Below are 16,470 nucleotides of genomic sequence, written 5' to 3' on the forward strand. Positions count from 1 at the left end.
GATTTCCTCCTACCGTTCCAAGACCAACGACCTGCCCTCGAAGCGCGAGACGCACGGCATGATCTTGCAGCCGGAGCGATGATCTTCCTCGCTCAGCCAGTGGTCGTTGTGGATGAACTTGCCATCGTAAGAGATGACATTGGTTTCGCATTGGCCGCAGACGCCGCCACGGCAGAGATAGGGCGGGTCGACGCCGGCCGCCTCGATGGCTTCCAGCAGGCTCTGCTGCTCGTCGACCCTGATCGTTTTGCCGGTGACGGCAAGCGTCACGTCGAAAGGCAGCCCAGGCTGTGGTGCCGCGAAATGCTCGAAATGCACGGCTTCCGACGGCCAACCCAGGCTTGCCGCGCGGTCGCGTACCCAGTTGATCATGCCGGCCGGGCCGCAGACATAGAGATGCGTGCCGAGTGGCTGTGTCGACAGCAAACGGTCGAGATCGATGCGCTCGTCGCGGTCGTCATGATAGAGCCTGATGCGCCTGTCGTAACGCTCCCGCAGCACGTCGGCATAGGTGCCGAGCGAAGCGGTGCGGCAGGTGTAGTGCAGTTCGAAATTGCCGCCCTCCCCGGCCAGTTGCGCGGTCTGCGCCATGAAAGGCGTGATGCCGATGCCGCCGGCCAGCATCAGATGCTTTTTCGCCCTGAGGTCGAGCGAGAACAGGTTGACGGGATAGCTGATCACCATCTCCAGGCCGGGCTTGACCGACCTGTGCATGAACAGCGAGCCACCGCGGCCGACATCGTCGCGCCGCACCGAGATCGTGTATTCGCGGGTGTCGAGCGGCGAGCCCATCAGCGAATAGGGATTGAGCCTTGTGCGGTCGCCATCGCGCATCTCGACCACGACATGGGCGCCGCCGGAGAAAGTCGGCAACAGCTCCCCGTCGCGCCGGCGGAAATGGAAGCGGGTGACCAGCTCGTTGATCGGAACGACATCGCTGACCACGACATCGAGTTTGGTGGTGCCGGTGCTCATGGGAATGCCTCCTCCATTGGAGGAATCTCCGAGCGATCCTCGGCATTGATGCAGACGCCCTGGAAGGCGGCCAGGCGCCGGGAATAGTGATCGCGCACCAGAAGCAGCAGACCGCAATGCGCACAGGTGGCCGGTTGGGTCGTGACGTTTTCGGTGATGCCCTTGCAATGCACGCACTGCATGCGCCGCGCCAGCGAGCCGCGATGCTCTGTCTGCATCGAGGTGTGATCGATGCCGGCTTCGAGCGCGACCTGCATCGCCTGACCGATCAGACCTTCGGTGCCGGCGAGGTAGAGGCGCAGGCCCATATGGGCGTTGCTCAGCGTCTGTTTCAGTCGCGGCAGCAGGCTGGCGAAGGACGGCGCCTGATGAAACTGCCCCGGCTTCAGCGCTTCGAGAGCGGCGACATGGTTGCCGTCCGGATCCGGGATGAAGACGATTTCGGCGCCGTCGAAAAACCCGGCCGGCGCTATTGCGGCCATGTCTGAGATAGCGAGCGCACCTTCGGCATCGGCGATGAAAAGATGATGTTTGCCGGGCTGCGGAGAGAGCGTTCCGTAGACCGGCCGGCTGATGATTCTTTTGGCTGCCATTTAAGTCTTCGTGCCTCGAACCCCTCGCTGTTGACTATGCCTCAGCCCTTGGCCGTGCGCTTGGTCTTTTTGGGATCGTCGAACGGCAAGGGCTGCGCCGTCGCCTTGATCGATCCGCTCTTGTTGCGGATTTCGAGCTTGGTGTCCTTGACCGCGCAGTCGACGTCGAGGCGGGCAATGCCCATCGATTTCTTGACCAGCGGCGAATACATGGCGCAGGTCACCACGCCGACCTTCTTGCCATCGCGATAGACCGGCGCGCCTTCGTCGGCCGGCTCCTTGCCGTCGAGCAGGACGCCATAGATCTTGAAGCGCTCCTTGCCCTTGAGGCGATAGTGCTCCTCGGCGCCACGAAAGCCGGTCTTGCCGAGGCTCACGGTGAAGTCGAGGCCGAGCTCCCACAGCGTATCGCCGGGGCCTTCATTCTCGAACGGGTATTTTTGCGAATTGTCATATGGGTAGAACAGCAGATAACTTTCGACACGCAGCATATCGAGCGAGGTGAAGCGGCACGGGATGATGCCGGCGCTCTTGCCCTCGTCCAGAATCCTGTCCCAGATCGTGCCGGCATCCTGGCCGCGGCAGAAGATCTCGTAGCCGCGCTCGCCAGTGTAGCCGGTGCGCGAGATCATCACCGGGAAACCAAACAGCTGCGTCTGCATGTGATGGAAATAGTTGAGGTCGCGGATGCCCGGCACGTGCTTGGCGAGATAGTCGACCGCGGTAGGCCCCTGCAGCGACAGATCGTGCAGATTGTCGTCGAAGCGCAGCGACACATCGCGGCCGACGGAAGCGCGCTGCAACTCCTCATGGCCAGTGCCTGAGCCATGCACCACCATCCAGGCGTTCGGGCCGGTGCGGTAGAGAATGCAGTCGTCGGTGAATTTTCCCGCCTCGTTCAGCATGCAGGCATAGGCCGACTTGCCGGGGTAGATCTTTTCCACGTCGCGGGTGGTGGCGAGATCGATGAGATGCGAGGCGTGCGGGCCGGTGATGTGGACCTTCTTCAGGCCCGACACATCCATCAGCCCGGCCTTGGTGCGGATGGCGGTGTACTCTTCGTCGGCGTCCTTGTCGTAGGTCCAGGCGGTCCCCATACCGCTCCAGTCTTCGAGCTTCGAACCCAGCGCGCGATGGCGATCCGCCAGGGTCGAGAATCTCCAGGATGCCGTCATCCGATCGTCCTCCGTTCAAAAATCCATTGTTCCCTGCTCCTTGGCTCGAAGGCCGGAGCTTTGGCTTGAATATTGATCGCAAACGGAAGAGGGCCGCAATCCCCTGAAAGCAAATAATTTCATTGTCAGGCAAAATCGGCTACCCCGAGCAAACGGTTAACTCAATGTAAATTCGCCTTGACAATTGCCGGAAACGGTCTGAATTTATGAAAAAAATTTCACTCTCTTGAAAGAGGGCGGCGCGCGGCGGATTCGGAACCGGGCGTCGGAAAAAAGGGGAAAACCGATGTCAGACATGCAGCAGCGCATCGAAGCGCTGTACCGTTCCGACTTGCGCGGATCCGCGCTGCTGATCATCTGCCTGTGGGCGACGATCCTCTTCGTCCTCTTCATGACATGGCCGTACATTCCCGACAGCGGCATCAAGGCCGTCGTCGCGATTGCCGCCGCCGCCGTGCTGATCTTCAACACGGCCGCGATCCTGGCGATGGTCAAGCACTACAAGGAAGACAAGGACTTCATCTACGGCCTCGATATCAAGAACGCCGACGCATCCCGCAACCGCAAGTCCTGAAGGGTACAAGAGATGTCGCGCTATACGCCACCGGAGCAGAGCAAGGCCGGGCAAGTCTTCGATATCGCCGTGGTTGTCGTCGCCATTTTCGTGGCGCTGTGGTTGCCGCTGAAGCTCGGCTTTGCGGGTGCTGCCAAATCCATCGACGCGCTCGACGCCAAGACCTGGGAAGCGCTTGGCCAGAACCCGACCATGGCCGCGATCTGGGAAAAGCTCGGCTACACGCCCGAGACCGCGCATGACGTCATCCAGAACCGCTTCCACTATGTCATCGACTGGCCGACGCTGATCATCATGGCGGCGGTGCTGATCGGTTATTTCGTCTTCCTGTTCCGCGCTTCCGACCGCGAATATCGCGAAGTCATCAGCGAAAAATTCGACGACAAGTAAGAGTTTCGAAGACAAGCAATCGGGGACGCACCATGTGGATTTCACTCTCTTACGCATGCTGGGGCATCTCGGTCGTGCTGGCTTTGTGGATGCTCTACGACTGGTTCAAGGTCGATACGACCTATTCCGAGGACGTTCTGACCTCGTCGCGCGAAGGCGAGCTTGAAGCTACGGCCGAAAAACACCGGATTTGAGTGGGGATTGAACAATGACGACCGCACTTGAACCGGCAATTCACGGCGACAGGGTTTCGCTTCTTCGGGTGCTCGGCCCCGCCCATGTCTGGGCGCTGGGTGTCGGCATCGTTCTGGTCGGTGAGTTCACCGGCTGGAATTTTTCGGCCGACAAGGGCGGCGCGCTGGCAGCCCTGATCGTCTGCTGGGTGGTCGGGCTGCTCTACACCTCTGTCGCCATGATCGATTCCGAGGTCACCTCGACGGTCGCCGCCGCCGGTGGCCAATACGCGCAGGCCAAGCACATTGTCGGGCCGCTGATGGCCTTCAATGTCGCGCTGTTCCTGGTGTTTGCCTACACGATGCTGGAAGTGTCCGACGCCATCCTACTTGGCGACACCATCGTCGCCAAGGCCGGCGTCGAAGGGCTCACCCACAATTCCTTCATCGCCGCCACCATCGTGGTGCTGGCATGGCTCAACTATCGCGGCGTGCTGATGACGCTCAACGTCAATTTCGTCATCACGGCAATCGCCTATATCTCGATCGTCATCCTGTTCTTCTCGGTCAGCCCGTGGACGCAGGGTGCTGTGCTGAAGCTCAATGAGCTGGTGACGCCGGGCAACGCACTCCCCTATGGCTGGATCGGCGTCATCGCCGCCTTCCAGTTCGGCATCTGGTATTATCTCGGCATCGAAGGCACCACGCAGGCGGCCGAGGAAGTGCGCTCGCCGGCCCGCTCGCTGCCCTATGGCACCATGGCAGGCATGATCACGCTTCTGATCGCCGCCGCCATGACCTGGTATGTCTGCGCCTCGCTGATGCCTTGGGAATATCTCGGCATCACCTATTATCCGCTGTGGGACGCCGGCAAGCTGACGGGCAGCCCACTGCTGGAAAACCTGCTGTTCATCGCCACGCTGCTGGCGGCGCTGGCCTCGGCCAATGGCTGCATCAACGATGCGGCGCGCGCCTGGTTCTCGCTCGGACGCGACCGCTATCTGCCGAGCTGGTTCTCGGCGGTGCATCCGAAATACCGCACGCCTTACCGCTCGATCCTGTTCCTACTGCCGATCGCGCTGGCCTTCGCCTTCATCGCCGACCTCAACCAGGCGATCACCTTCTCGATCCTGTCGGGCGTGCTGCAATACACGTTCATGAGCATCAACATCATGATGTTCCGCAAGAAGTGGCCGCTCGGCACGATCCGCCGCGGCTACACGCATCCCTTCCATCCGCTGCCGGCGATCGTGCTGTTCTGCCTGTGCGTGGTGACCTTCTTCGCCATCTTCCTCGGCTTCGGTTCGCAGCTGATCGCGATGACCATCTTCTATTTCCTGATCTCGCTGTGGTTCCATTTCTACCGCTACAAATTCGTGCGGCGCGGCGACCAGTTCACCATGCCGTGGCCGAAACCGCAGGGCTATTGATGGGAGACGGCCCGTCCAGATCCTGGGCGGGCCAGACATGATAAAATGTCCGAAGTGACATCAGCACTGCTTGCCGGGGCCATTGTCCTGGCTGTCGCTCTCCATATTGCGTGGCTGGCGCGGCGTAGCCGCAACAGGGCCTCAGCCGCGCTCGCCGTCGACGCGGCCGGCATCCGCACCGTCATTGCGGACGCCGCTGATGTTTCGGGCGGCACCGCCGGTGTCATCACCTGGGAAGGCTCGTGGAACGGCCAACGCGTTCAGCTGCGCACCATCGTCGATACGCTGGCGACGCGAAAACTCCCGGCCCGCTGGCTCAGCGTTTCGATCACCGAAAAGGTCGCGGTGCCGGCGACGTTCGATATGATGATGCGACCGGGCTCGCCAACGACCTTCTCCAATTTTGACCATCTCCAGCATACGCTGCCCAAGGCTCCGGGATTTCCCCTCGAGGCGGTGCTGCGGACCGACCGCCGGGGCACGCGTTTCCCGCAAGGCATCATCGCCGATCATCTGGAACCGTTTGCGGAAGGCCGCGCCAAGGAATTGCTGATCACCCCAAACGGGGTGCGCATCGTCTGGCTGCTGGCCGAGGCCGAGCGGGCGCGTTATGGCGTTTTCCGGCAGGCCGCGTTCGGTGATGCGCAGATCGATCCCGAGCTGGTCCAACGGTTGCTCCTATCCCTGTCGGCGCTGCGCGACGCCATCAATGAAAGCGAACGGCAAGCCGCATGAACAGTTCAGACACCTTGCCGGCGCCGACAAACCCGTATCTCGTCCTGGGCGCCGCAACCGTGCTGCCGGCAAGCGGCCATGTCATTATGGGCGTGCCGGTGCGCGGGCTGCAGTTTCTGTTCTTCATGGTGATCCTGGCGTGGGTGACCGCCAAGATCGCGCCGCCCGACGCCAGCTTTATCGGCCGTCATGCCGGTGGCTTCCTGATCTACGCACTGTCGGTCCTCGACGCCTACAAGCTCGCCCGTATCCGCTACACCCTGTGGGTTCACAATGCCGCGCAGGGCAGCGATAATTCGCAGGGCGGCATTGCGCCGCATACGTAACTAGAGGAAAATTTTTTTCATGTGATTGAATTCGTGCAACGCATTCGGTACATCATCTCTTAGCTACAAACGATCTCTTAGCTAGAAACGCCGGGAGGCTGACATGTGTGGAATTGTCGGACTGTTTTTGAAGGACAAGTCGCTGGAGCCGAAGCTCGGCGCGATGCTGTCGGAAATGCTGGTCTCGCTCAGCGATCGCGGTCCAGACAGTGCCGGCATCGCCATCTATGGCGCCCCCTCCAAGAATGAAGCCAAGATCACCATCCAGTCGGCCAAGCCGGAGCGCGATTTCCGCGGTCTCGAAGCAGAGCTGGCCAAGGCCATCGGCGCGCCGGTGACGATCGCGGTGAAATCGACCCATGCCGTCGTCAGAACCCATCCCGACAAGATCGATGAGGCCCGCGAGACGATCCAGACCTTGCGCCCCGACATCCGCATCATGGGTGCAGGCGACGTCGTCGAAATCTACAAGGAAGTCGGCCTGCCCGAGGCGGTCGTCGATCGCTTCGACGTTCGCAAGATGACCGGCACGCATGGCATCGGCCACACCCGCATGGCGACGGAATCGGCGGTGACGACGATGGGCGCGCATCCCTTCTCCACCGGCGCCGACCAGTGCCTGGTGCACAATGGCTCGCTCTCCAACCACAACAATGTCCGCCGCGAGCTGATCCGTGAAGGCATGAAATTCGAAACCGAGAACGACACCGAAGTGGCGGCCGCCTATCTCTCCTCGCAGATGGCGCATGGCAAGAACCTCGGCGAGGCGCTGGAAGGCACGCTTTCCGACCTCGATGGCTTCTTCACCTTCGTCGTCGGCACCAAGAATGGTTTTGGCGTCGTGCGCGATCCGATCGCCTGCAAGCCCGCCGTCATGGCCGAGACCGACCAGTATGTCGCCTTCGGCTCGGAATATCGCGCGCTGACCAAACTGCCCGGCATAGACAATGCGAGGGTCTGGGAACCGGAACCCGCAACCGTCTATTTCTGGGAGCATTGAGTTCATGCCGGCAACCAAACTTTCAAAGGCGGCGGCGAGCGACCACGCCTCCCGGGTGTTCGACCTCGATGTGTCGTCGCTGCGCGAGCTCAACCAGGCGCTGCATAATCTGACGCCTGGTTCGAATGAAACGGCGTGGGAGGTGCTGCACCCGAAGGGCAGCCATTCGGTCGCCGTCGGCGTCGACCAGCCTGTTTCCATCGATGTGCGCGGCAGCGTCGGCTACTACTGCGGCGGCATGAATTCCGGCAGCGCCATCACCGTGCACGGTTCGGCCGGACCGGGCGTCGGCGAAAACATGATGTCGGGCTCGATCACGATCAAAGGCGATGCCAGCCAGTATGCCGGCGCCACCGGCAAGGGCGGACTGCTGGTCATCGAGGGCAATGCCTCGTCGCGCTGCGGCATTTCGATGAAGGGCATCGACATCGTCGTGCACGGCAATATCGGCCACATGTCGGCCTTCATGGCGCAATCCGGAAATCTGGTGGTGCTGGGCGATGCCGGCGATGCGCTGGGCGATTCCATCTACGAGGCACGGCTGTTCGTACGCGGCAAGGTCGACAGCCTGGGTGCCGACTGCATCGCCAAGGAGATGCGGCCCGAGCATCTGGAATTGCTGCAGGGCCTGCTCGACCGTGCCGGCGTCACCGGCGTCAAGCCGTCGGAATTCAAACGCTACGGCTCGGCGCGCACGCTCTACAATTTCAATATCGACAACGCCGACGCGTATTGAGGCAGCATGACCTATCGCAACCCGCCGACGACGCCGCGCAAATCCGCGACCTTCGACGACTACACGCTTTCCGAAATCCGCCGTGCCGCGGCGACCGGTATCTATGACATCAGAGGCGCCGGCGCCAAGCGCAAGCTGCCGCATTTCGACGACCTTTTGTTCCTCGGCGCCTCGATCTCGCGCTATCCGCTCGAAGGCTATCGCGAACGCTGCGACACATCAGTGGTGCTGGGCTCGCGCCATGCCAAGAAGCCGATCGAGCTGAAGATCCCGATCACCATCGCCGGCATGAGCTTTGGCTCGCTGTCCGGTCCCGCCAAGGAAGCGCTCGGGCGCGGCGCGACACTGTCCGGCACCTCGACCACGACGGGCGATGGCGGCATGACCGAGGAAGAGCGCGGCCATTCCAAGCAACTGGTTTATCAGTATCTGCCCTCGCGCTACGGCATGAATTTGCGCGACCTGCGCCGCGCCGATGCGATCGAAGTTGTCGTCGGCCAAGGCGCCAAGCCCGGCGGCGGCGGCATGCTGCTTGGCCAGAAGATCTCCGACCGTGTCGCCGAAATGCGCACGCTGCCGAAGGGCATCGACCAGCGCTCGGCCTCGCGCCATCCCGACTGGACCGGCCCGGACGATCTCGAGATCAAGATCCTCGAACTGCGCGAGATCACCGACTGGGAAAAGCCGATCTACGTCAAGGTCGGCGGCGCCCGCCCCTATTACGATACGGCCCTTGCGGTGAAGGCCGGCGCAGATGTCGTCGTCGTCGACGGCATGCAGGGCGGCACTGCGGCGACGCAGGAAGTGTTCATCGAGAATGTCGGCCAGCCGACGCTTGCCTGCATCAGGCCGGCGGTGCAGGCGCTGCAGGATCTCGGCATGCACCGCAAGGTGCAGCTGATCATCTCGGGCGGCATCCGCAACGGCGCCGATGTCGCCAAGGCGCTGGCGCTCGGCGTCGACGCGGTGTCGATCGGCACCGCCGCACTGGTCGCGCTCGGCGACAACGACCCCCGCTGGGAGGCGGAGTACAACGAGCTCGGCACCACGGCCGGCGCCTATGACGACTGGCACGAGGGCCGCGACCCCGCCGGCATCACCACGCAGGACCCCAAACTGATGAAGCGGGTCGACCCGGTGGCTGCCGGACGCCGTCTGGCCAACTACCTCAAGGTGATGACGCTGGAGGCTCAAACCATTGCCCGCGCCTGCGGCAAGAACAGCCTGCACAATCTCGAGCCCGAGGATCTCGTCGCGCTCACCATCGAAGCCGCCGCCATGGCCGGCGTGCCGCTGGCCGGCACCAACTGGATACCGGGGAAAAACGGCTTCTAAAACAGCATCCAAAATACCAAGCGAGGAACTATAATGGGGAACGATCTCGCCGCATTCGCCAAAGAGAACGGCGTCAAATATTTCATGATTTCCTACACCGACCTGTTCGGTGGCCAGCGTGCCAAGCTGGTGCCGGCGCAGGCCATCGCCGATATGCAGAAAGACGGCGCCGGCTTTGCCGGTTTCGCCACCTGGCTCGACCTGACCCCGGCGCATCCAGACATGCTGGCGGTGCCGGATCCGGACTCGGTCATCCAGTTGCCATGGAAAAAAGAGGTGGCCTGGGTCGCCGCCAACTGCATCATGGACGACAAGGAGGTCGACCAGACGCCGCGCAACACGCTGAGGCGGCTGATCGCGGAGGCCGCCGGCGACGGCATGCATGTCAAGACCGGCGTCGAGGCCGAGTTCTTCCTGATCTCGCCGGACGGCAGCGTCATCTCCGACCAATACGACACGGCATCAAAGCCCTGCTACGACCAGCAGGCGGTGATGCGCCGCTATGACGTGATCGCCGAGATCTGCGACCACATGCTGGCGCTGGGGTGGAGCCCCTACCAGAACGACCACGAGGACGCCAACGGCCAGTTCGAGATGAACTGGGCCTTCGACGACGCGCTGGCGACCGCCGACAAGCACTCCTTCTTCAAATTCATGGTCAGGTCGGTCGCCGAAAAGCACGGCCTGCGTGCCACCTTCATGCCAAAACCCTTCCAGGGCCTGACCGGCAATGGCTGCCATGCCCATATCTCGGTGTGGGACAGGGCTGGCAAGACCAACGTCTTCGCCGACAATGCGATGGAACTCGGCCTGTCGGCCAAGGGCAAGAATTTCCTCGGCGGCATCATGAAGCACGCCTCGGCCTTGGCCGCCATCACCAACCCGACGGTCAACTCCTACAAGCGCATCAACGCGCCGCGCACGATCTCGGGCGCAACCTGGGCCCCGAACACGGTGACCTGGACCGGCAACAACCGCACCCACATGGTGCGCGTGCCCGGCCCCGGCCGCTTCGAGCTGCGGCTGCCGGACGGTGCCGCCAACCCCTATCTGCTGCAGGCAGTGATCATTGCCGCGGGCCTCGACGGCATCCGCTCCAAGGCCGATCCCGGCAAGCGCTACGACATCGACATGTACCAGCACGGACATACGGTGAAGGGCGCACCGAAACTGCCGCTCAACCTGCTCGACGCGCTGCGCGAGTTCGACAAGGACAAATCGCTCAAGGCGGCGCTGGGTGAGGAATTCTCGTCGGCCTACCTAAAGCTGAAGCACCAGGAATGGAATTCCTATGCGTCGCACTTCACGCAATGGGAGCGCGACCACACGCTGGACATCTAATGTCTGGTGTGAGGCGAGCGACCTCGGAATGACCTGATGAAATACTCGATCTTCTCGCTCGCCCGCGCCGCCCTTTCCGGCCACAAGAACTGGCAGCGCACCTGGCGCGACGCCACGCCGAAGGACCACTACGACGTGGTGATCATCGGCGGCGGCGGCCATGGCTTGGCCACCGCCTGGTTCCTCGCCAGCGAATACGGCATCAGGAATGTCGCCGTGCTGGAAAAAGGCTGGATCGGTTCCGGCAATGCCGGCCGCAACACCACCATCATCCGCTCCAATTACGGCCTGCCCGGCAACACCGGCTTCTACGAATTGTCGATGAAGCTGTGGGAGCGGATGGAGCAGGACCTCAACTACAATTCGATGGTCAGCCAGCGCGGCGTCATCAACCTCTACCACTCAGACGCCCAGCGGGACGCCTATGCGCGGCGCGGCAACACCATGCGCATCAACGGCATCGACGCCGAACTGCTCGACCTCGCCGCGGTCAAGAAGATGATACCGTTCCTGAACTACGACAATGCGCGTTTTCCCGTGCAAGGCGGATTGCTGCAGCGCCGCGGCGGCACGGCGCGGCACGACGCCGTGGTCTGGGGTTATGCCCATGCGGCGAGCGGGCTCGGCGTCGACATCATCCAGAATTGCGAGGTGACTGGTTTCGTCAGGGACGCCAATGGCAAGGTGACCGGGGTCGAGACGTCGCGTGGCAAGATCGGCGCCGGCAAGGTCGGCATGGCGGTTGCCGGCTCCTCGTCGCGCGTCGCTGATATGGCGGGCTTGCGTCTGCCGATCGAAAGCCATGTGCTACAGGCCTTCGTCTCCGAGGCGATCAAGCCGCTGATCCCCGGAGTCATGACCTTCGGCGCCGGCCACTTCTATGTCAGCCAGTCGGACAAGGGTGGCCTGGTCTTCGGCGGCGACATTGACGGCTACAATTCCTACGCCCAGCGCGGCAACATGCCTGTGATGGAGGATGTCTGCGAGGGCGGCATGGCGCTGATGCCGATGATCGGCCGCGTGCGGCTTTTGCGCCAGTGGGGCGGCATCATGGACATGTCGATGGACGGCTCGCCGATCATCGACAAGACGCCGGTCGACGGGCTCTATCTCAACGCCGGCTGGTGCTATGGCGGCTTCAAGGCGACTCCGGGTTCCGGCTTCGTCTTTGCTCATCTGCTGGCCCGCGATACGCCACATGAAGAAGCTGCAAGGTTCCGCCTCGACCGGTTCCGGACTGGTGCCATGATCGACGAAAAGGGCCAGGGCGCCCAACCGAACCTGCACTGAGGACGGCCACATGCGCATCACCTGTCCCTTCTGCGGCGAACGCGAACTCGGCGAGTTCACCTATCTCGGCGACGCCAAGCCGGTGCGGCCGACGGCGGATGCCGGCGAAGATGCCGTCTACGACTATGTCTATCTGCGCGACAATATCGCCGGCGTGATGAGCGAGAACTGGTATCATGGCGGCGGTTGCCGGGCCTGGCTTAAGGTCACCCGCAACACGCTGACGCATGAAATTTCTTCGGTCGAGGCGGCTGCGGGCGCTGGTGCCGCGAAGGTTGGCGCGTGATGGCCGGCGCGCAGACAAACCGGCTGGACAGTGGCGGTCTCATCGACCGCTCGGCGTCGCTGAATTTCCGTTTCGACGGCAAGAGTTTTTCCGGCTTCCAGGGCGACACGTTGGCGTCGGCGCTGATCGCCAATGGCGTCAAGCTGGTCGGCCGCTCGTTCAAATACCATCGCCCGCGCGGCATCCTGACGTCAGGCTCGGAAGAGCCCAACGCGCTGGTCGAACTGCGCACAGGTGCCCGGCGCGAGCCGAACACCAAGGCGACGACCGCTGAGCTCTATGAAGGGCTGGAAGCCGCCAGCCAGAACCGTTGGCCGTCGCTGCGCCATGATGTGATGTCGGTCAACCAGCTGTTCGCGCCGATCTTCGTCGCCGGCTTCTACTACAAGACCTTCATGTGGCCGGCAAAATTCTGGGAAGCGATCTACGAGCCGGCGATCCGCCGCGCCGCCGGCCTTGGCCGCGCTGCGGGCGTTGCCGATCCCGACCACTACGACAAGGCCTGGGCGCATTGTGACGTGCTGATCGCCGGTTCCGGTCCGGCCGGCCTTGCCGCGGCACTTGCCGCCGGCCGCAGCGGCGCCCGCGTTATTCTCTGCGAGGAAGATTTCACGCCTGGCGGCCGCCTGCTCTCGGATGGCGGTACGATCGATGGCCTGCCGGCCACCGAATGGCTGTCGCGGACGCTGGCCGAGCTGGGTTCGATGCCCGATGTCCGCCTCATGACCCGCACGACGCTGTTCGGCGTCTATGACGGTGGCACCTATGGTGCGCTGGAGCGGGTCAGCGACCACCTGCCCTCGCCGCCCGAACATCAGGTGCGCCAGCGGCTGTGGCGGATCGTGGCCAAGCGCTGCATCGTTGCCGCCGGCGCCATCGAACGTCCCATCGTCTTTGCCGGCAATGACACACCCGGCGTGATGATGGCGTCGGCGATGCGGACCTATGTCGGGCGCTATGCTGCCGCTCCGGCAAAACGGGTCGCACTGTTCACCAACAACGAGGATGGCTGGCGCACGGTCGAGACAGCGCTCGCAGCCGGGCTGCAGATCGCCGCGGTGATCGACGCACGGCCTGATGTTACGCCGGCACATCGCTCGCTGGCCTCCAAGAATGGCTTCACAGTTCTGCATGGTTCCGTCTGCGGCGTCGAAGGCGGCAAGGATGGCGTGCGGAAAATTGCGGTGTCGCTGACCGGCGGAGCACGCGCCGAACTCGAGGCCGACGGGCTCGCGGTTTCCGGCGGCTGGAACCCGGCGGTCGGGCTGACTTCCTACCATCGCGGCCGGCCGAAATGGCGCGATGATATTGCTGCCTTCGTGCCGGATGGCGCGCCTCCCGGCATGGTTGCCGCCGGTGCCGCCAACGGTGCCTTCGGCCTCGGCGCCTGCCTGGCTGAAGGGTTCGCCGCCGGTGCAGCAGCAGCGCGGGATGTCGGACGCAACGGCACGGTCGGTTCTGCGCCGCTCGCCGACGACGAGGCGTTTTCGCTGGCGCCGCTCTGGCATGTCGCCGGCAAGGGTAAGGCCTTCGTCGACTACCAGCACGACGTGACCGCGTCCGACATCGAACTCGCCCAGCGTGAAGGTTTTGAATCGGTCGAGCATCTGAAGCGCTACACCACGCTCGGCATGGCGACCGACCAGGGCAAGACATCGAACGTAGCCGGCCTCGCCATCATGGCGGCTGTCAGCGGCCGGTCCATTCCCGAGACCGGCACGACGATCTACCGGCCGCCTTACGTGCCCGTCGCCATCGGCGCCTTCGCCGGCCATCATCGCGACGAGACGTTCCATGCGACCAGATTGACGCCGTCGCATCACTGGGCAGCCGAACAGGGCGCCATCTTCGTCGACACTGGTCTCTGGAAGCGGGCGCAGTGGTACCCGCGCGCCGGCGAGAAGGACTGGCTGGAATCGGTCACCCGCGAGGTCAAGGCGGTGCGCTCAGGCGTCGGCTTCTGCGATGTCTCGACGCTCGGCAAGATCGACGTGCATGGCACGGATGCCGGTGCCTTCCTCGACCGCGTCTACATCAACACCTTCTCCAATCTCGCCGTGGGAAAAGCCCGTTACGGGCTGATGCTGCGCGAGGACGGCATCGTCTATGATGACGGCACGACGTCACGGCTGGCCGAGGACCACTATTTCCTCACCACCACGACAGCCAAGGCCGGGCTGGTGATGCAGCATCTCGAATTCTGCCGGCAGGTGCTGTTCCCCGAACTCGACGTGCAGTTGACCTCGGTCTCCGACCAGTGGGCGCAATTCTCGATCGCTGGCCCCAAAACCCGCGATCTGTTGAAAGAAATTGTCGACCCTGCCGAGGACCTGTCCAACGAAGGTTTCCCGTTCATGGGCGCGCGCGAAGTCGCATTGCGCGGCGGCATCAAGGCGCGGCTGTTCCGCATCTCCTTCTCCGGCGAAATGGCGTTCGAGATTTCGGTACCAGCGCGCTACGGAGAGGCGATGGCACGCAATCTGATGCTGGCCGGCGCGACGTTCGGCGTCACGCCTTACGGCACCGAGGCGCTCGGCGTCATGCGCGTTGAAAAGGGCCATATCGCCGGACCGGAACTGAGCGGCACAACGACGGCTGCCGATCTTGGCCTCGGCAAGATGATGTCGACCAAGAAAGACTATATCGGCCGCGTGATGGCAGGACGCGAGGCACTGGTCGCGCCGGATCGCCAGGTCGTGGTCGGCGTCAAGCCGACCGACAAAGCGCGCCGGCTGCGCTCCGGGGCGCACATAATCCCGAAAGGGCAGACACCCGGACCGGGCAACGACCAAGGCTATATCACCTCGGTCTGCTTCTCGCCGACATCAGACCAGTGGATCGGGCTGGCGCTTGTCGAGCGCGGCCGCGAACGTATCGGCGAGATCGTCCATGCGCATGATCCAATTCGCGGCGAAGATTATGATGTCGAGCTGTGCAATCCCGTCTTCTATGATCCGGATGGAGGGCGCCAGCGTGGCTGAGTTTTCCTGGGACGTCCGCAGCCCGCTCGACCGTGCGCTTGTCGCCGGGCCGTCTGGCGCGGCAGGCGATGTTGGCGTTTCGTTGACTGAGATCCGCAATTTCGACCTCATCCAGGTGATGGCGCGGCGTGGCAAGGCGGCTGAGATGGCCAATGCTGCGGAGGCTCGCTTCGGTGTTGTGGCTCCGGAAGCACCGAAGGCGGTCGGCACGGCCGACGCGACGCTGATATGGTCTGGACCGGATCAGTTTTTCGTCCTGTCGAAGGGCGGCAAGCATGGGATTGGGGCGCTCACTCAGGCGTTTGCATCTTCCGCTTCGCTGTCCGACCAATCGCATGCGCGCGTGCTGATCAGCATCTCCGGCACCAAGGCGCGGACGATGCTGGCCAAGCTGTCGTCGATCGATCTGCACCCGGGGGCATTCCCCGTCAGTACAGCCGCCGCGACCTCGATGGATCACACCAGCGTCACGCTTTGGCGCGGCACTGATCGAGATGGATTGGCGGTGTTCAACCTTCTGGTGTTTACGACCTTCGCCGAAAGCCTGTGGCACATGATTCTTGACTCGGCCGCTGAGTATGGTGTGGCGATCAATCATTCCGAGGAACTGGCGTAGCGCTTGTGCGCGGCTCTTCCTTCTCTCCTTGTGGGAGAAGGTGGATCGGCGCGTAGCGCCGAGACGGATGAGCAACTGTGTTTTCAGGCTTTGTCTGGACACCAGGGTTGGTTGTGTCGAAGCATGGCGCTGAGGATGGTCATAATCTTTCGGGCCACGGCGACGATGGCGACCTTTGGTTGCTTGCCGTTGGCAATGAGACGCTGGTGGAAGGCTCTGAGTACGGGATTTGAGCGGCTGGCGGTGAGCGCTGCCATGTAGACCACCTGCGCAGAGCATGCCGGCCGCCCCAGATGACGCGGCGACCTTTGAAGGTGCCGGTATCGAAGTCGTAGGGCGCCAGACCGGTAAGCGCTGCAATCTCGCGTCGCGAGGCCTGCCCGATCTCCGGCGCCAGCGCCAGTATAGTATGGCTGAGGACTGGACCGGCACCGTGGAAGGACTGGATCAGGCGATCCTTGGCCGCGAGCGCCGGCTGGCTGGCGACGAGTTCGGCCATACGCTTGGCGAGCAG

Annotated in this window: 18 protein-coding genes and 1 pseudogene; 14 read left to right on the forward strand and 5 right to left on the reverse strand. The window is 63.0% G+C overall.

Features of this window, described 5'->3' with window-relative positions:
* Nucleotides 1-9: 9 nt before the first annotated feature.
* From AC1DX4_RS07840 to AC1DX4_RS07850, 3 genes are read right to left on the reverse strand one after another with little or no spacing between them, the layout of a single operon-like run.
* Complete coding sequence (locus AC1DX4_RS07840; RefSeq protein ID WP_477219754.1) at nt 10-975, reverse strand: PDR/VanB family oxidoreductase; 966 nt, start codon at nt 973-975, stop codon at nt 10-12.
* Nucleotides 972-1,568, reverse strand: a complete 597-nt coding sequence (locus tag AC1DX4_RS07845; RefSeq protein ID WP_477219755.1) for a dimethylamine monooxygenase subunit DmmA family protein — start codon at nt 1,566-1,568, stop codon at nt 972-974. Before AC1DX4_RS07845 ends, AC1DX4_RS07840 begins: the two co-directional genes overlap by 4 nt.
* A gap of 41 nt (nt 1,569-1,609) precedes the next feature.
* Nucleotides 1,610-2,743, reverse strand: coding sequence for an aminomethyl transferase family protein (locus AC1DX4_RS07850; RefSeq protein WP_477219756.1), 1,134 nt, complete (start codon nt 2,741-2,743; stop codon nt 1,610-1,612).
* A 286-nt stretch (nt 2,744-3,029) separates the two neighbouring features.
* Between AC1DX4_RS07850 and AC1DX4_RS07855 the strand changes: the two genes are divergently transcribed.
* The 14 genes from AC1DX4_RS07855 (at nt 3,030) to AC1DX4_RS07920 (ending at nt 15,956) form a co-directional block, all read left to right on the forward strand.
* Nucleotides 3,030-3,317, forward strand: coding sequence for a hypothetical protein (locus tag AC1DX4_RS07855; protein WP_477219757.1), 288 nt, complete (start codon nt 3,030-3,032; stop codon nt 3,315-3,317).
* 12 nt (nt 3,318-3,329) lie between these two features.
* Nucleotides 3,330-3,707, forward strand: coding sequence for a hypothetical protein (locus AC1DX4_RS07860; protein ID WP_477219758.1), 378 nt, complete (start codon nt 3,330-3,332; stop codon nt 3,705-3,707).
* Between the two features lie 32 nt (nt 3,708-3,739).
* Nucleotides 3,740-3,901 (forward strand): hypothetical protein, encoded by a 162-nt coding sequence (locus AC1DX4_RS07865; RefSeq protein ID WP_027041335.1) that lies wholly within the window; start codon nt 3,740-3,742, stop codon nt 3,899-3,901.
* A gap of 14 nt (nt 3,902-3,915) precedes the next feature.
* A complete protein-coding gene (locus AC1DX4_RS07870) occupies nt 3,916-5,310 on the forward strand; it encodes an APC family permease (protein ID WP_477219759.1) in 1,395 nt (464 codons plus the stop codon).
* A 45-nt stretch (nt 5,311-5,355) separates the two neighbouring features.
* The gene (locus AC1DX4_RS07875) at nt 5,356-6,045 is read left to right on the forward strand and encodes a hypothetical protein (protein WP_477219760.1); all 690 of its coding nucleotides are present in this window, start codon (nt 5,356-5,358) and stop codon (nt 6,043-6,045) included.
* Nucleotides 6,042-6,371, forward strand: a complete 330-nt coding sequence (locus AC1DX4_RS07880; RefSeq protein ID WP_477219761.1) for a hypothetical protein — start codon at nt 6,042-6,044, stop codon at nt 6,369-6,371. The genes AC1DX4_RS07875 and AC1DX4_RS07880 overlap by 4 nt, the downstream gene beginning before the upstream one ends.
* Before the next feature lie 103 nt (nt 6,372-6,474).
* Complete coding sequence (locus AC1DX4_RS07885) at nt 6,475-7,371, forward strand: class II glutamine amidotransferase (protein WP_477219762.1); 897 nt, start codon at nt 6,475-6,477, stop codon at nt 7,369-7,371.
* A 4-nt stretch (nt 7,372-7,375) separates the two neighbouring features.
* Nucleotides 7,376-8,107: a GltB/FmdC/FwdC-like GXGXG domain-containing protein gene (locus AC1DX4_RS07890; RefSeq protein ID WP_477219763.1), complete on the forward strand. Its 732-nt coding sequence runs from the start codon at nt 7,376-7,378 to the stop codon at nt 8,105-8,107.
* Between the two features lie 6 nt (nt 8,108-8,113).
* Nucleotides 8,114-9,442 (forward strand): FMN-binding glutamate synthase family protein, encoded by a 1,329-nt coding sequence (locus AC1DX4_RS07895; RefSeq protein WP_477219764.1) that lies wholly within the window; start codon nt 8,114-8,116, stop codon nt 9,440-9,442.
* 33 nt (nt 9,443-9,475) lie between these two features.
* Nucleotides 9,476-10,783 (forward strand): type III glutamate--ammonia ligase, encoded by a 1,308-nt coding sequence (gene glnT / locus AC1DX4_RS07900; protein ID WP_477219765.1) that lies wholly within the window; start codon nt 9,476-9,478, stop codon nt 10,781-10,783.
* Between the two features lie 36 nt (nt 10,784-10,819).
* Complete coding sequence (locus AC1DX4_RS07905) at nt 10,820-12,073, forward strand: sarcosine oxidase subunit beta family protein (protein WP_477219766.1); 1,254 nt, start codon at nt 10,820-10,822, stop codon at nt 12,071-12,073.
* A gap of 10 nt (nt 12,074-12,083) precedes the next feature.
* Nucleotides 12,084-12,359, forward strand: a complete 276-nt coding sequence (locus AC1DX4_RS07910) for a sarcosine oxidase subunit delta family protein (protein ID WP_477219767.1) — start codon at nt 12,084-12,086, stop codon at nt 12,357-12,359.
* Nucleotides 12,359-15,340: a sarcosine oxidase subunit alpha gene (locus AC1DX4_RS07915; RefSeq protein WP_477219768.1), complete on the forward strand. Its 2,982-nt coding sequence runs from the start codon at nt 12,359-12,361 to the stop codon at nt 15,338-15,340. Before AC1DX4_RS07910 ends, AC1DX4_RS07915 begins: the two co-directional genes overlap by 1 nt.
* Entirely contained in the window at nt 15,333-15,956 is a 624-nt protein-coding gene (locus AC1DX4_RS07920) for a sarcosine oxidase subunit gamma (RefSeq protein WP_477219769.1), read from the forward strand. Before AC1DX4_RS07915 ends, AC1DX4_RS07920 begins: the two co-directional genes overlap by 8 nt.
* 83 nt (nt 15,957-16,039) lie before the next feature.
* Here the strand turns inward: AC1DX4_RS07920 and AC1DX4_RS07925 are convergent, their stop codons facing one another.
* Both AC1DX4_RS07925 and AC1DX4_RS07930 read right to left on the reverse strand, forming a co-directional pair.
* Nucleotides 16,040-16,213 carry a hypothetical protein gene (locus AC1DX4_RS07925; protein ID WP_477219803.1) on the reverse strand — a complete coding sequence of 58 codons (174 nt, stop codon included), beginning with the start codon at nt 16,211-16,213 and terminating at the stop codon, nt 16,040-16,042.
* Nucleotides 16,214-16,281: 68 nt separating this feature from the next.
* Nucleotides 16,282-16,455, reverse strand: a pseudogene (locus AC1DX4_RS07930) (transposase); the annotation flags it as partial.
* Nucleotides 16,456-16,470: the final 15 nt, after the last annotated feature.

It is taken from the genome of Mesorhizobium sp. P3_A8, from assembly GCF_056402995.1.

Bases quoted from the DNA above. Each gene is read 5' to 3' on its own strand.
- AC1DX4_RS07890 (WP_477219763.1), top strand. From the start codon at position 7,376: ATGCCGGCAACCAAACTTTCAAAGGCGGCGGCGAGCGACCACGCCTCC.
- AC1DX4_RS07885 (WP_477219762.1), top strand. From the start codon at position 6,475: ATGTGTGGAATTGTCGGACTGTTTTTGAAGGACAAGTCGCTGGAGCCG.
- AC1DX4_RS07845 (WP_477219755.1), bottom strand. From the start codon at position 1,568: ATGGCAGCCAAAAGAATCATCAGCCGGCCGGTCTACGGAACGCTCTCT.
- AC1DX4_RS07905 (WP_477219766.1), top strand. From the start codon at position 10,820: ATGAAATACTCGATCTTCTCGCTCGCCCGCGCCGCCCTTTCCGGCCAC.
- AC1DX4_RS07840 (WP_477219754.1), bottom strand. From the start codon at position 975: ATGAGCACCGGCACCACCAAACTCGATGTCGTGGTCAGCGATGTCGTT.
- AC1DX4_RS07850 (WP_477219756.1), bottom strand. From the start codon at position 2,743: ATGACGGCATCCTGGAGATTCTCGACCCTGGCGGATCGCCATCGCGCG.
- AC1DX4_RS07860 (WP_477219758.1), top strand. From the start codon at position 3,330: ATGTCGCGCTATACGCCACCGGAGCAGAGCAAGGCCGGGCAAGTCTTC.
- AC1DX4_RS07875 (WP_477219760.1), top strand. From the start codon at position 5,356: ATGTCCGAAGTGACATCAGCACTGCTTGCCGGGGCCATTGTCCTGGCT.
- AC1DX4_RS07910 (WP_477219767.1), top strand. From the start codon at position 12,084: ATGCGCATCACCTGTCCCTTCTGCGGCGAACGCGAACTCGGCGAGTTC.
- AC1DX4_RS07865 (WP_027041335.1), top strand. From the start codon at position 3,740: ATGTGGATTTCACTCTCTTACGCATGCTGGGGCATCTCGGTCGTGCTG.
- AC1DX4_RS07915 (WP_477219768.1), top strand. From the start codon at position 12,359: ATGGCCGGCGCGCAGACAAACCGGCTGGACAGTGGCGGTCTCATCGAC.
- AC1DX4_RS07895 (WP_477219764.1), top strand. From the start codon at position 8,114: ATGACCTATCGCAACCCGCCGACGACGCCGCGCAAATCCGCGACCTTC.
- AC1DX4_RS07855 (WP_477219757.1), top strand. From the start codon at position 3,030: ATGTCAGACATGCAGCAGCGCATCGAAGCGCTGTACCGTTCCGACTTG.
- AC1DX4_RS07925 (WP_477219803.1), bottom strand. From the start codon at position 16,213: ATGGCAGCGCTCACCGCCAGCCGCTCAAATCCCGTACTCAGAGCCTTC.
- AC1DX4_RS07870 (WP_477219759.1), top strand. From the start codon at position 3,916: ATGACGACCGCACTTGAACCGGCAATTCACGGCGACAGGGTTTCGCTT.
- glnT (WP_477219765.1), top strand. From the start codon at position 9,476: ATGGGGAACGATCTCGCCGCATTCGCCAAAGAGAACGGCGTCAAATAT.
- AC1DX4_RS07880 (WP_477219761.1), top strand. From the start codon at position 6,042: ATGAACAGTTCAGACACCTTGCCGGCGCCGACAAACCCGTATCTCGTC.